Origin of the sequence: [Mycobacterium] fortunisiensis, from assembly GCF_019050325.1 — a bacterium.
GTDB lineage: Bacteria > Actinomycetota > Actinomycetes > Mycobacteriales > Mycobacteriaceae > Mycobacterium > Mycobacterium fortunisiensis.
In genome coordinates, this window is sequence record NZ_VOMB01000001.1 from 1 (window position 1) to 14,922 (window position 14,922).

9 protein-coding genes are annotated in these 14,922 nt (G+C 61.4%); 6 read left to right on the forward strand and 3 right to left on the reverse strand.

From position 1 onward, the window contains the following. The first annotated feature begins 728 nt into the window (after positions 1 to 728). The 6 genes from FR943_RS00005 to FR943_RS00030 all read left to right on the forward strand — a co-directional run bounded on the left by FR943_RS00005 (position 729) and on the right by FR943_RS00030 (position 10,577). Complete coding sequence (locus tag FR943_RS00005) at positions 729 to 2,270, forward strand: type I restriction-modification system subunit M (protein ID WP_308170389.1); 1,542 nt, start codon at positions 729 to 731, stop codon at positions 2,268 to 2,270. Continuing rightward, positions 2,267 to 3,760: a type I restriction-modification system subunit M gene (locus FR943_RS00010; RefSeq protein WP_217154281.1), complete on the forward strand. Its 1,494-nt coding sequence runs from the start codon at positions 2,267 to 2,269 to the stop codon at positions 3,758 to 3,760. The genes FR943_RS00005 and FR943_RS00010 overlap by 4 nt, the downstream gene beginning before the upstream one ends. After that, positions 3,757 to 4,923, forward strand: coding sequence for a restriction endonuclease subunit S (locus FR943_RS00015; RefSeq protein ID WP_217154282.1), 1,167 nt, complete (start codon positions 3,757 to 3,759; stop codon positions 4,921 to 4,923). Before FR943_RS00010 ends, FR943_RS00015 begins: the two co-directional genes overlap by 4 nt. Next, positions 4,923 to 7,859 carry a type I restriction endonuclease subunit R gene (locus tag FR943_RS00020; protein WP_217154283.1) on the forward strand — a complete coding sequence of 979 codons (2,937 nt, stop codon included), beginning with the start codon at positions 4,923 to 4,925 and terminating at the stop codon, positions 7,857 to 7,859. Before FR943_RS00015 ends, FR943_RS00020 begins: the two co-directional genes overlap by 1 nt. 24 nt (positions 7,860 to 7,883) lie before the next feature. Further along, positions 7,884 to 8,873: a DUF4917 family protein gene (locus tag FR943_RS00025; protein WP_275957413.1), complete on the forward strand. Its 990-nt coding sequence runs from the start codon at positions 7,884 to 7,886 to the stop codon at positions 8,871 to 8,873. A gap of 321 nt (positions 8,874 to 9,194) precedes the next feature. Beyond that, positions 9,195 to 10,577 carry an ApeA N-terminal domain 1-containing protein gene (locus FR943_RS00030; protein ID WP_217154285.1) on the forward strand — a complete coding sequence of 461 codons (1,383 nt, stop codon included), beginning with the start codon at positions 9,195 to 9,197 and terminating at the stop codon, positions 10,575 to 10,577. Between the two features lie 101 nt (positions 10,578 to 10,678). On the opposite strand, the gene FR943_RS26805 is transcribed toward FR943_RS00030, so the two are convergent. The 3 genes from FR943_RS26805 to FR943_RS00045 all read right to left on the reverse strand — a co-directional run bounded on the left by FR943_RS26805 (position 10,679) and on the right by FR943_RS00045 (position 14,446). After that, positions 10,679 to 11,635 (reverse strand): HU family DNA-binding protein, encoded by a 957-nt coding sequence (locus tag FR943_RS26805; RefSeq protein ID WP_217154286.1) that lies wholly within the window; start codon positions 11,633 to 11,635, stop codon positions 10,679 to 10,681. Between the two features lie 335 nt (positions 11,636 to 11,970). Further along, positions 11,971 to 13,419, reverse strand: a complete 1,449-nt coding sequence (locus FR943_RS00040) for an ApeA N-terminal domain 1-containing protein (RefSeq protein ID WP_217154287.1) — start codon at positions 13,417 to 13,419, stop codon at positions 11,971 to 11,973. Then, positions 13,406 to 14,446: a hypothetical protein gene (locus FR943_RS00045; protein WP_217154288.1), complete on the reverse strand. Its 1,041-nt coding sequence runs from the start codon at positions 14,444 to 14,446 to the stop codon at positions 13,406 to 13,408. Before FR943_RS00045 ends, FR943_RS00040 begins: the two co-directional genes overlap by 14 nt. Positions 14,447 to 14,922 lie beyond the last annotated feature (476 nt).

Genomic DNA, 14,922 nt, shown 5'->3' on the forward strand with positions numbered 1-14,922 from the left:
CCTTCTCGGCGGAGCCACACGGATGGGGAATTTCGATGAGCGTCAGTGGGGAATTTCAGTGAGCGCGGTCACCTCATCGTGTCTTCCAGTGCGACGGCTACGACACCGGGCCCTGTGGGTGTGTCGGGGCGCGCGTCCGACTCGGCTGAGCGCTGGGTGTCGACGGCCGCAGCACCCTGCCGAACCCCGAAGCTAGTGTCGCCTTCGGTTGCTGTTTGGTAGACCACCGGGCAAGGTCGTGACGCTCACACTCGGGGCGTCATCGAGTGGCACTTGGCGATAAGCCCTGGATGCCGTCTCTTCGACAACTTTCCCGAGGAAGACGGGACCATCCACCGAGTCGGGCTCGATGGCGGGTTGCGATGACAGGGGGCAGAGAGCGGTGGAATCCGACTTCGTGTGTGCGTAGGCCAGGCCTGTGCGCCGATTCGCGCGGGTTCGCCGGCCGCACTCGGGACAGTCCCAGGTGACCGCGCTCGGGTTTGGTGGACGCAAAGTCCCGGGCCTTTCTGTCTCTGTCCGGTATTTGTCTCGGTCGGATTATGCACCGACGTCAGGACATCCTTATCCACTACAAGCGGGCAGGCGCCGAAGTCGAAGATTCCGACGTGATCGGTACCGATTGAACCGATATTGCCAGGATCGATCGCGCCGCTGTGTTGGACTCGTGGCGTTGATGGTGACGTACCTCGGAGGTCTCTAACCTGTAGGTTCTGCGAGCTCTGTCGGTGGCAGCGCTCATGCTGATCGTGAACATAGGAGGGACGTTGGCGCCTGATCGCATCACACTGCCAGAGCTTGAGCAGTACCTAGCGAGAGCGGCTGATTTGCTGCGCGGGAGCATTGATCAGGCGGACTTCAAGGCCTACATCTTTCCGCTGATGTTCTTCAAGCGGATCAGTGACGTGTACACAGAGGAGTTCGCGGAGGCCCTCGCCGAGTCCGGCGGAGATTATGAATTCGCGGCATTCGCAGAGAACCACCGCTTCGCCATCCCCGACGGCAACTTGTGGCCCGACGTACGCAACCACACCGAGAACATCGGCAGCGCGTTGCAGACCGCGTTCCGGGAGATCGAGAAGGCTAACCCTGAAACGCTGTACGGAATCTTCGGCAACGCAAACTGGACCAACAAGGACAAGCTGCCCGACCGCAAGCTCGCCGACCTGATTGAGCACTTCTCCACGAAGACACTGTCCAACGCGAACGTCGCTCCCGATGTGTTCGGCAATGCGTACGAGTACCTGATCAAGCGGTTCGCCGACCAGTCAAACAAGAAGGCCGGCGAGTACTACACGCCGCGCTCGGTGGTCGGACTGCTGATCAACATCCTTGACCCGCAAGAGGGTGAGACCGTCTATGACCCTGCTTGCGGCACCGGCGGCATGCTGATCGAGGTCATCGAGCACGTGAAGACCGGCGGCGGTAGTCCAAAGACCTTGTGGGGCAAGCTCTACGGGCAGGAGAAGGTGCTGGCGACCTCTGCGATCGCACGGATGAACCTGCTGCTGCACGGGGTCGAGGACTTCAAGATCATTCGTGAGGACACCCTGCGCAACCCGGCGTTCTACACCGGGAATCACCTTGCGCAATTTGACTGCGTCGTCGCCAATCCGCCTTTCTCACTGAAGAACTGGGGCGAGGTTGAGTGGGCGAGTGACAAGTGGGGTCGCAATCAGCTCGGCGGCGTTCCACCGAAGGGGTACGCCGACTGGGCCTGGGTCCAGCACATGCTCACCTCTGCCAACCCCGAAACTGGTCGTGTCGCCGTCGTCCTCCCGCAGGGCGCACTTTTCCGCCAGGGCGCTGAAGCGCGTATCCGCACCCACGTCCTCAGGGCGGACAAGATCGAGGCCGTCATCGGACTCGCCCCCAACCTGTTCTACGGTGCCGGTCTCGCCGCGAGTGTGCTGATCCTGCGCCATGACAAGCCCGCGGACCGGACGGGCAAGGTTGTATTCATCAACGGCGTGGACCTGATGAAGAAGGGTCGCAACCAGAACACTCTGGAGCCCAAGCACTCCCAGGCGTTGTTCGATGCGTACAAAGGCTTCGCGGACCTCGACGGGCGCGCCCGAGTCGTTGGTCTTGATGAGATCGAGGCCAACGGCTTCAACCTGAACATCCCGCTTTATGTCGTCACCGCTGACACCGGCGAGAAGCTCACGCTCGCTGAAGCGCTCGCCAACCTTGAAGCCGCCCACGCTCGGGCCGCAGAGACTCGCGCCGCACTCGAAGCCGAGCTGACGAAATGGGGGTTGAGCGCATGACCAAGCAGATCAGCCAACGGGAGCTGGAGTCCCACCTGTGGGGCGCGGCCATCGTGCTGCGCGGCCTCATCGACGCCGGCGACTACAAGCAGTACATTTTCCCGCTCGTCTTCCTGAAACGGATCTCCGACGTCTACGACGAGGAGCACGCCACCGCGATGGAGACCTACGGCGATGAGGAACTCGCCGACCTCCCGGAGAACCACCGCTTCGCCATCCCCGACGGCTGTCACTGGGATGATATCCGCTCCGCCACCGAGAACATCGGCGGGACCGTCCTGCGGGCCATGCGAGCGATCGAATCAGCCAACCCCGACACCCTGCCAGGGGTCTTCGGTGACGGGGACTGGGGCAACAAGAACCTGCTGCCCGACTCCACCCTGGCCGACCTGATCGAGCACTTCTCCACAAAGACGTTGTCGATCGCGAACCTGCCCGAGGACGAACTCGGCAACGGCTACGAGTTCCTGATCAAGAAGTTCGCCGACGACTCCGGCCACACCGCCCAGGAGTTCTACACCAACCGCACCCTCGTGCACCTGATGACGCTGATGCTCGAGCCCCAGCCCGGCGAGTCGGTCTACGACCCGACCTGCGGCACCGGCGGCATGCTCATCTCCACTGTCGTTGAGCTCAAACGGCATGGCGAAGAGTGGCGCAGCGTCCGGCTTTACGGTCAGGAACTCAACTACGGGACCTCTGCCATCGCGCGGATGAACCTGTTCCTGCACGGCATCACCGACGGCCACATCGCCCACGGCGACACCCTCGCCCGCCCCGCGTTCCTCAACGCGAAAGGTCGCCTGGAGACCTTCGACGTCGTGCTCGCCAACCCCCCGTACTCCATCAAGACTTGGAACCGTGAGGCTTTCGCCAAGGACCCCTACGGCCGCAACATGTGGGGCACCCCGCCGCAGGGCCGCGCCGACTACGCCTTCTTCCAACACATCGCCAAGAGCCTCGACCCCAAGACCGGACGCGCCGCGATCCTCTTCCCCCACGGCGTGCTCTTCCGGCGAGAGGAGGCAGCGATGCGTGAGGCGCTCGTGAAATCCGACCTCATCGAGTGCGTCCTCGGGCTGGGCGCGGGCCTGTTCTACAACAGCCCGATGGAAGCCGTCGTCGTCATTCTCCGTGCCACCAAGCCCGCTGAGCACAAGGGCAAGGTGTTGTTCATCAACGCGGTCAACGAGGTTGCCCGCGAGCAGGCACAGTCGTTTCTGCGTGACTCGCATCAGCAGAAGATTGTCGGTGCCTACCGCGCCTTCGCCGATATCGAGCAGTTTACCGCCGTCGCGGCACTCGATGAGATCGCCGGCAAGAGATACAGCCTCGCAATCCCGCAGTACGTGGCGGGAGCCAAGGCCGCTGACGCGAGCGAGCAGGTTGACGTCGCGGATGCCGTTGCCGACTGGCGCGCTGCCGCTGAGACATCCGACACCGCCGTCGCCGAGGTGCTGACCCTGCTCGGGTCGGAGGTGATGGCGTGAGTCTCAATCTCGACAAGTCCGCGTGGAAACGAGTCGCCTTCGGTGATGTCGTCCGCAACGTCAATCAGACCGTGCGGAACATCGACGAGGCGGGCACCGATCAGATTATCGCCATGGAGCACATGGACCCGGGTGAGCTGAAGATCAGTCGATGGGGATCGACGGAGGACGGCACCACCTTCACCCGGCGGGTGAAACCCGGCCAGACGCTGTTCGGCAAGCGCCGCGCCTATCAGCGGAAGGTTGCCTGCGCCGAGTTCGAGGCCATTTGCTCCGGTGACATTTACACCTTTGAAGCTGACGAAGCCCAAATGGTCGGCGAGTTCCTGCCGTTCCTGGTTCAGTCGAACGAGTTCTTCGACCACGCCCTCGGTACCTCGGCTGGCTCGCTGTCACCACGCACGAACTGGCGTGACCTCGCCAACTTTGAGTTCGACCTTCCACCCCTCGACGAGCAGAGGCGTATCGCCGACCTCCTCTGGGCTGTCGAGCGCGAGCGCCGTTCGCTCATGGCCCTGTTGAGGGAGTTGGATTGCATTCGAAGTGTTGTGCGCAACGAGCTCTTCGAGGGGTTGTCCGCCGCAACGATGCGATTCGACGCTGTCTGCATGATCGGATCGCAAAATGGCTTGGCGTTGAAGAAGAGCCAACGTGCTGGCGAGGTCCCGATGGTCAACATGGGTGAGATGTTCCGGGGCGAGGTTATTTCTGCAGATGGGGACTATGAGCGGGTTGTAGCACCCGATGAGAGTTTTCTCCTCGCACAGGGTGACCTCTTGTTTGCGCGACGCTCGATAGTGTTTGAGGGTGCGGGAGCCTGTTGCCTTGTGCCAGAGCTGGATGAGCCCTACACGTTTGAATCCTCGGTGATCCGGTCCCGTGTCGCGCTTGATGTGGCGGACCCGAGCTTCGTACTTCATTTTTTCCGCTCCGACCGTGGCCGAGACCTGATGTCGTCGATTGTCAGGCGCGGGCCGGTATCGGGAATCGCGGGTACAGATCTTCGAGGCTTGAAGTTGCCGGTGCCCGATAGAACAGTTCAAGCAGTTGTTGTCGACACGATCGACCGAGCGGGATCTGCCACAGCGGCCGTCCAAGGGCGGCTCGTCGCTTCGACAGTTCTGCTTCGGACTGTCTCTGCCGAAGTATTCGGAGGCAACTGATGGCTCAGTTCAACGAGGCAAGTACTGTCCGCGACTTCGTCCGCGATCTGATTACGTCGATCGACGTCCAGTTCGTGCCGGGCAACGAGTTGCCGCGCCGCACGGACGAAGTGTTGTTGGAAGGCGTGGTCAAGGCCGCACTGATTCGGTTGAACCCCGAGATCGAGACCGATCCGCGTAAGGCAGATGAAGTCATCTACGCATTGCGGGCGATTCTTATCTCGGCGCGTGCGACTCCGCATCCGGTGGTGGCGAACGAGGAGTTCATGGCATGGCTGACCGGGCAGAAGTCGATGCCGTTCGGCCCCAACGGTGAGCACACCACGGTCCGCCTAGTCGACTTCGATCATCCCGAGGACGACTCCTCGAATCAGTGGGTCATCTCCACTGAGGTGACCTACCAGATCGGACGGGTGAGCAAACGCTTCGATCTGGTGTTGTGGTGCAACGGTTTTCCACTGGCCGTCGGTGAAGCGAAGACCCCGATCCGGGCGGCGTACTCGTGGATCGACGGAGCCGCGCAGGTGCACGACGACTACGAGGCGAGCGTTCCGCAGGTCTTCGTGCCCAACGTGTTCTCGTTCGCCACTGAGGGCAAGGACTTCCGCTACGGAACGGTCGGGATGCCGGTCGAGCTATGGGGTCCCTGGCGCGAGGAGGAGACCGATCCCGACGCGCCGGCCAAGGTCGGCCTGGAGGTGGTGAAAGACGCTGTCAACGGCGTGCTCAAACCCGCCGCTGTGCTGGATTTCCTGCGGTTCTTCACGACCTACGCGACCGACTCAAAGCACCGCAAGATCAAGATCATCGCCCGCTTCCAGCAGTTCCAAGCAACCAACCTGATCGTGAAGCGCGTACTGCATGGCAAGATCAAGCAGGGACTGATCTGGCACTTTCAGGGCTCGGGCAAGTCACTGCTGATGGTGTTCACCGCGTTGAAGCTGCGGGCGATGGCCGAGCTGACCAACCCGACGATCCTGATCGTCGTCGACCGCATCGACCTCGACACCCAGATCACCGGGACCTTCAACGCCTCCGACGTGCCCGGACTCGTGTCGACGGACTCCCGCAAGGAGCTGCAGACGCTGCTCAGCCAGGGGGCGCGCAGGATCATCATCACGACGGTCCACAAGTTCGGTGAAGCCGACGGTGTGCTCGATAGCCGGCACAACATCATCGCGATGGTCGACGAGGCCCACCGATCCCAAGAGGGCGACTATGGACAGAAGATGCGCGAGGCGCTGCCCCACGCATTCCTGTTCGGGCTGACCGGAACGCCGATCAACAAACGGGACCGCAATACCTTCATGTGGTTCGGCTCCCCAGAGGACGAGGGCGGCTACCTGTCGCGCTACACGTTCCAGGATTCCATCCGCGACGGCGCGACTCTGCCACTGCATTTCGAGCCGCGCCTGTCCGAGATCCACCTCGACCAGGAGAAGATCGACGCGGCCTTCGAGGAGCTTGCGGCCGAACGCAATCTGACCGAGGGCGAGAAGATCACACTCTCGAAGAAGGCGGCCTCCATCGAGGTGCTCATCAAAGCGCCCGACCGCATCCGCCATATCGCCGCCGACGTGGTCGAGCACTTCGCCACCAAGGTTGAGCCCGAAGGCTTCAAGGCACAGCTCGTCGCCTACGACAAAGCGTCATGCGTCGCCTACAAGGAAGCCATCGACACCATGCTTCCGGCCGAGGCTTCGACCATCGTCATGTCGAAGTCGCGCGCCGACCCGGCAGCGTGGGCGAAGTGGACGCCCGGCGCCGAGGAGCTGGAACAAGTCGTCGCCCGGTTCAACGACCCGGCCGATCCGCTGAAGATCATCATCGTCACCGCGAAGCTGCTCACCGGTTTCGATGCCCCGATCTTGCAGACGCAGTACCTGGACAAGCCGCTCAAGGAGCACACGCTTCTGCAAGCGATCACCCGTACAAACCGCGTCTACCCGCCCAACAAGACCCATGGCTTGATCGTCGACTACCTCGGCATCTTTGACGACGTCGCCAAGTCTCTCGCGTTCGACGAGGCGGCTGTTCAGCAGGTCGTCAGCAACATCGAGGAGCTTAAGAAGCAGCTCGCCCCTGCGATGGCGACTGCGCTCGCGTTCTTTCCTGGGGTCGACCGGTCCGTCGGTGGTTACGAGGGGCTCATTCAGGCGCAGGCCGCGATCGCGGACGACACCACCAAGGATGCTTTCGGCCTCGCGTACAGCGTGGTTTCCCAGTTGTGGGAGGCACTCAGCCCCGACCCGATGCTCCAGGCATTCCACGAGGATTACAAGTGGCTTACCGATGTGTACGAGTCAGTGCGGCCGGCCGACATTACCGGTCGACTCGTCTGGCACGCCCTCGGCGCCAAGACCATCGAGCTGATCAACGAGAACATTCAGGTTGAGATCCCCGAACCTGTCGAGACCATCGTCCTTGATGCGCAGACGATCGAGGACCTGATGACTGGCAAGCGCAAGGACGTGCCGATCGCGGAGATCGAGCAGCAGATCACCGCCCGCATCGCCCGCCACCTGAACAATCCTGTCTTCATCGAGCTTGGCCAGCGTCTCAACGCGCTGCGTGAAAAGTACTCGGACATACAGCAATCCAGCCTCGACTTCCTCCGCGAGCTCTTGGAACTGGCTAAAGACACCGTCGCTGCCGAGAAAGCCATTGATGAGGAGCCCAGGGAAGAGCAGGGCAAAGCGGCGCTGACGGAGCTCTTCCAAGCGCTAAAGACCGACGAAACCCCGATCATCGTAGAGAACATCGTCAACCGTATCGACGAAGTAGTGCGCGGAGTTAGGTTCCAGGGCTGGCAGTCGACTATCCGCGGTGATCAGGAAGTGCGCCAAGCACTGCGCAAAACGCTTTACGTGCAGTTCAAGATTCGGGACAACGACGTGTTTGAGAAGGCTCTGGGTTACGTGCGCGAGTATTACTGAGCGCTCGAAGGAAGGCGTGTGTGTATGCCAGTTATCGAAGACCTCCGGGACTGGGCGGACTTGGCCAGCGATCCGTGGCCTACATTGCTCATCGGAAATGGTATGAGTATCAACACGTGGCACAAGTTCGACTACTCAGAGCTACGTGCTCACGCAGTATTCGAATCCGCGGTGGATCAGCTATTTACGGACTGGAATACGTCGAACTTCGAAGAGGTGCTCGAAGGGCTCTGGCATGCGGAACGAGTGCTGACGGCCATGAAGGAGAACAGCGAGGGTGTACGTGCCCTTTACGAACACGTGCGGCAAGAACTCGTAGAAGCAATACAGCGAGTGCATATTCGTTGGAATAGTCTGCCCATGAAGAACTTGCAACGGGTTGCGGAAGTTCTTGACCAGCACAACCTGGCCTTCACACTGAACTACGACCTGCTTACCTACTGGGCCCTGATGTACAACCAGGGGAGCACCGAAATCGTCGACTTCTTCTGGAACAACCCTTTTGACCCTTTGGACACCGAGATTCATTCGGCTACGGCGACTGGGCTACTGTTCCTCCATGGCGGTATCCACCTCTGGCATGATTCGGTCACCGGAGAAACGGGAAAGTGGACGAACCAGCAACAAGGTGGCCTGCTTTCGCAACTCGGCGACGCTTTGGAAGCAAATCCCAATCGGCAGCCCTTGATAGTCAGCGAGGGCCGACACGCACAGAAGCTCCGCGCAATTCGGCGCTCGGACTACCTATCCTTTGCGTATCGACGGCTGTCTGAGAACCACGACGCAACGGTAATATTCGGTGCGAGCTTCGGTCCACAGGATGAGCACATCGTGTCGGCCTTGCGCGCCGAGGGCCGGCGTAACATCGCCATCTCAATTTTACCGGGCAATGAGAACAAGATGGTCACTGCGATGGCTGAGTACAAGGCGAAGCTGCCGGACCAAAATCTACTGTTCTTCAAATCCACAACACATCCGCTGGGGGATCCAGCATTACTTGTGTCCGACGTCTGAGCTGACACACGTTGTCAACTCCGGTTGAATCCTGAGGAGCCTGCTCCAGTTTGTGGGTGTGAACGGGCACGGTTCCCCCGTCGGCAGGTGCCAACGGAGCGCTCTCGATCGCGTGAGATCGAGGACGCCGACCAGACGTGGCGGGCCGGCCTCCACCCAGGTGGTTCTTCGCGGAAAACTGCGCAGGTCGTCATTCCGCAAGGCGTCGCCGATACCGGTGGCTCGCTGGGTCAAGGTGACGTCACACGTCGTCCACTAAGAGTTCGGGCCTTGAGACGGACAGCGTGGGTACAGTCAACCAACATCATCTTGGGGGTCGCATTGGACCAGCTGGTTGCCGACACACTGGCGGGCTCAGTCGCGCACGTCTGGCCGTTCTTCGGAGAGGTTGGCTGGCCAGACAAGACTTTCACCGCGAACATCGCGAGGGAAGAGAACCGGGTCAAGGTGTCTGTATTGGCGCCGGGGCCGATTGGTTCCGTGCTCGACACCATCCCCGAGCACGACCACATGCCGAATTCCCTGCTCGCCGTCTCTGAAGTCCACGGCACTCTGCTTTTCGACGTCACCCGGATAGGGGGTCGACGCGTTGTAGGCGGCTCGAGGGCTTCCAGCCGCCACTACTACGCACGCGCGATCGCAGTCGGATTCAGCGCCGACAGGCTCAAGTCATCGAAGATGTACGAGATGACGGCGTATTTCCCCGGCATGGAGTACTGGTCATCGCTGACTGGATCAACGACGGAAGTGGAGCGCGATCAATTCGGTCGCCCGAAGGTCATCACGACCAGGATCGAAGCCGCGCCGGAGCACGTCTCCCAACTGTCGTCAGCGCGCTCCATTGTCCTTTCGACACATTTCGCAGTGACAGGTCCAAAGGATGATCAACGGGTATTCACGCCCCTCAGCATCTCCTCCGTCTCACGCTCACCCATGGACTGGCGCGTGCACATGAACACCCTGATCTCAATACAGAACTTGGTCAGTTTGTGCTGGGACGGTTTCGTGAGCGCGGACGGCGGATACGTCCGCCTCGATCTTGTCGATCCGGAGGAGATTTCGAACGCAAAATTCTGGTCTGACCGGCTAATGGAGGTACCCGTAGGAACTCAGCCTCCGGATCCCCATCAATCGTTTCCGCTTCTTCGTTACGAGACCATTGGCGGCATTGACGGGATCAGGCGATGGCTTCGGCTGTCTGCCGAGCATTACCGTGCGACAGGGCCCCTGACCGCGCGCCACCGGATCTCTCGCCACACCCCCGGAGAGAGTCGGCTGCTCGACATATGTACAGGCATCGAGTACTGGGTCAACTACCACACCAAGAAGGGGCGGGCGTGGGCAAAACAGAAGAATCGTAAAGATGTTCAGCCGGAACGGCTCGCGCGCCATCTAGGCAGCGACTTCACGGAATTCGTTGGTGTGCCACAGAAGTGGGCCCGGCTGCTGTGGAAGCGGTACGAGGCATTGAAGCACGAGCCGGTCTACCACTACGACGCCAGGGAGATCGCCGTGTTGGCAGATAGCGCGCAAGTGCTATTGCTCTGCGCGGTGATGAACCGCGTTGCAGGCACAAAGGTGGCGACCAAAGTCATATGCGAGAGTCCTCGGAATGACCATCTCAAATGGGATGTGCGCGAGGTGGTCACGGGCGAACGTTATCCACCAGTCCCAACAGACGATTCGGTGTTCAGACAGTCGTAGTATCCAGTAGCAACGTGGGCTGTCCTAAGGCATGTCAACGACGGGCGAAGTCGGGAACTATGCCGGACAACTGGGCCCGGGCAATGACCGCCGATTCGGAGTTAGCCGTTGTCACGGGGTTGCCAAGAATCTTCAGCGTCTAGTTCTGGCCGCCGCGGAACTGCGAGCCGCTTCTGCCGCGACGGGGCGATCGTTCCGGATGGAGTGGGACAACGTTGTAGCGCCGTCAGATCGAGGAAGTTCCCCGGTGTCGTTTCGATGACGCAGCCGATGCCGTGCTGCTCTAGTAGTCCGACCAGGTCGCCCGTTGGTGTATCAGGCAGGAGCACCGCGAGCCGCGAACCCTCAACGTACCGGCCGTAATCGAGGATCTGACCGAGTGCGAGGCGGACACTCATGCGGTCGGCCGTTCCTTTGGCCTCATACAAGATGTTCTCGGTAGTATCCGCCAGATCGCTGTACAGCGGGGGTGTCCCGGCCGGCGTAATCCGGTACCGCATCACCTGGCGACCATGAGTCTCCAAATACCGCTGAAAGCGCTCCGTTAGTCGCGCTTCCTTCTGGACAGCAGGCCCGCTCACTGTCTGCTTGACCTCAGCGGATTCCGTGGCGAGGGCGTGTACTGGGTGGACGGTGTCCATGGTTACGACTTGCAGCGAAGCGCTCGCGCCGGCAGCGGCTGCAGATGTTCTCGTTGGTCCGGCTGCTGCACGTGTATCCTCGCCCGCGCGTCCGTTCCCACCGCGATGTCGTGGGTCTGGCGCTTGTCGTGGAAGGCGTTGGGCCCCAGACACTACGGCTTTGAACTGTGCGCTCGGGCGAAACACCGGGACGGCGACCGCTTCTCTTTTGGCAATTTCCCCGCTGCGCGGATTGCGCGTGCCGCGGACCTGCCGGCGGCGCTGCTCGAAGGCGCCGAAGCCCGTAATGGTGACGGGGTCACCTTCGTGCACCGTGCGGACGATCGTGTCGACGAACTTCTCCAAGACCACGGTCGCATACCGATGATCCGTGCCCAGTTTTCGTGCGAGTTCGTCGATGAGCTCTGCTTTGTTCACTTTCTGCTGCGCTCCCGTCCAGCCAGCCTGGCAGCGCTGGGACCACGTGCGGCGTCGTTGTCCATGTCGCCATCTCCTGATCGCCATCATTCCCCGGTTGTGGCACAGAACTACCGGCATCCAGTTTTGGTCGACGGCAAGCCAAAGGGTCCACGACGACCTTCGCCGATAGCTGGCGTGTCGATCAATGTACGTGCTCGGCCTTGGCTTTTGCCGCTGAACGCTAATGCTCGCAGAATCGGCAAGGCGGGGGTCAACGCGCGGGAACGCCGATAATCCGGGCATACGTCAACGGTCAAAATGTCAACAATCAACGACGCCCGTTCTCCCGCTGATCAGGTTGCCTCACCGAGATCGTTGACCTGCGAACATCGTGTCACGAGTGCGCTCAGCCGCGGGTGGTTGAGTAGAGCGTCGAGCACCTTGGTCACGGGCACGTCAAGTTCCTCCAGCGCGACGAGGTAGGTGACGAGGTGAACCGACTCAGCGACCGAATGGAGTTCGAAGCTGTCGCGAAGCGCGCGCCACGTTTTGGTGCCGCCGTGTGCGACATGGTTGCGAGCCCACACCGCCCAGCTTGCCCAACGAGCGGTGTCGAGGCCGAGCGCCGCCTGCACATCGGGGGCGAGCCTGTCGTGTAGTGCCTGCAGGCGTGCGTTCAACGTCATGTCGCTCCCGCCGCAAAGGCACCAGCGGTGGAAGCCCTCGGCTGCCGCCAGCGCCTGGCTCACGTACTCCTCAACCATGCGGGATGAATGTCCGCACAGACCCACGACGACACTCCACGCGTAACTTGCCTGGTTTCCTTCGGTGAACCGCCGCCGCGTCCGCAGGTACGACTCGAGGGTGACGTCGGCGAGGGTGAACACGATGGATGCCGGGTTGTGCAGATCATCGGGATGGGCGGTTTGGCCGGTATGTATTAGCAGCGAGACGCTCTTATCGCTGATGGTGTGAAGGGTGATCTGCGAGGTGCCGCAAGACTTGAATGTAGCTAGTTGAACGAGGTCATCCACGGCCGACATCCGCTCCACAAAGTCGGTCATAGACCCGGACGCCCCGCCGGGCAGCTCAATACAGGCGTGAGCGCCGACTTGTAGCCGCACCTGCGGTCCGCTGCGGAACTTGGTCGTCATCATTTCCAGTTTCAGTTCCGGCATGGTCTCTGTCGCTGGACTCATCCACGGTCGCGTCGCCGTGGTGGCGACCACATACGACGCCTCTGGGATCTCAGCCCGCGCGTACTCAGCGCGGTAACCGCCGACGACCGGGAAGATGTACGGCATCAACAGTGTGCCGTCGGGCTGCTTTTCGCCCGGATGCTCAACGCCTTCGATCGGCGACCATTGCGGCGCGCAGAACCGTCCGTCGTCGGTGAGGTAATAGAGCTCGTCGATGGTGACCGTAGCTTTGACCAACGCTGGCTCATCCGTGCTGACGATGTGCGCACCGACGCAGACCCACGACGAATGCCAGAACTCCTCACGCACCGCACCGCCGAAACCTGCCGTGTGCTGGCCTCGCTGAGCATCCCAGATGGAGATCTGTTGTCCGGCGACCGTTTCGCCGTAGATGGTCCCGGGCCGCACGTCGCCCACGAAGCTAGAAGTGACCCATCCACCGGTGGGATTCTGGCGGAACTCGGGTCCCGGGGAGAAACCACCGATCAGCTCCAGGGTCGCGCCGTCATCGGGTTCCCAGGTCAGCACTCCCGGCACACGAGTACTCGGATCCTCGGGAAGGTAAAACCAACCGGTGATCCGTTGCGGCTCAGACTGTCTCATGACCGGGCTCCGTATGTGTTGACAGCATCGGAATGGGTTCCCCCATTGCTGGTGCGGGTAGGTGGTATCGGTCTGCCCACAGCGACACCGTCGACTCCAGTTGTTCGGGGTAGTTTTTGCGGCGCACTCGGGCTCGGGCGGGGTGCGTCGCCTGGGCTTCGTAGAGCGCCACGGCGCACTCGGTCATGATGATCGCCGCGGCGAGGCTGTCGGCGAGTTGGGTGAGGACGCCTTCTTCGGTGCCGAGGTAGGCGGTCATCCATTTGTATCCGTGTACGAAGCTCGATCCGACGGTGTAGAAGCGCTCGGCCCCGATCGACATCCCGTAAGGCAATCCGTCAGCGTCAGTGATGTGCGCGGGCGGGTTCTTGTCGATCCAGTTTCCGGCCCAGCGGACAAAGAACTCGTAGTCTGAGGGAGGCCGCTGTCGGGCCGCCTGCGGTAGCGATGTCAGGAAATTCAACCGCGCTCGATACTGCTGCTCCGTTTCGGCGAAACTCTGGCGCGCAGCGCCGCGGCGGTCAGTGCGCACATCGAGAAAGCGCTTCTCAACGGCGATGTACTTCTTCTGATAGCCGATCTCACGTTCGGTGTAGCCCAGAGTGCGGGCGCGCCGGACGGCGCGGTTGGGATCGGCGAGAAGCCAGATGGTCTTGGCGGCGCTCTCGATGGCGCTGCGGCACAGGATCCCGGTCGACAGTGTGCTGGTTCGCCTCTGCTCCAGCGATGCCCCGAACGCCTGAGATGCCCCTACGAGGCATTCGGCCGCGTTCATCACGGGAAACCGCGCTGTCGAGCTGACGAAGTTCCCGCCAAGCTGAGGCAGGAAGTGCGAGTCGTCGAGGTCAAGGCTGCTTCCCCGGTCCGGAACGAACCGAGACGGATCACGGGGCTTGCTGCTGCCATCGGCGCGGACTTGGTGCAGCAACGCCCACTCGCCCATCCGCCACGCCCGAGCGGCGCGATCGGCGTTGCTCCACATCAAGCCCGCCATCCGCAGCAGGCGCTCCCTCTGATCTGTGGTCACAGCTCGCCACGGTATTCGCTGCCTACGACACGGCTCGCCAACTGTGGCGAGGGGGTATTTCAGGCCCCAGACGATGACTGGGTCGAACGGAGCACGGAATACGAGAAGTGGGCGAGGCAGCACTGTGCTCAGTGGTTGCCATACCTATGAGAGACAGTTGGGCACATGAATCAACTCTTCGAATCTGATCGCAGAGACGCCGCGAGTAGATCGCAGACTGCAAATCATATCGACGGGAGTGGGCTTAAGGACTGTCTGACTAGTTGCCAGACCCGAGACCGCCCCGCACAACCCGGATAGGGTCGCGAGTCGCAGCGAATTCCTTTGCGGCACGGCGGTCCGCCGCCTTCTTATCGCGGAGATTCTTTCGAGCCTGCGGGCTTCGGAGCAACCACTGACAGTGCCGGCATGTCTCAACGTTGTGCGCAGGGTTCTTGAGATTACAGAGACGCGGCACGCGGTCCTTGGGGCTCACA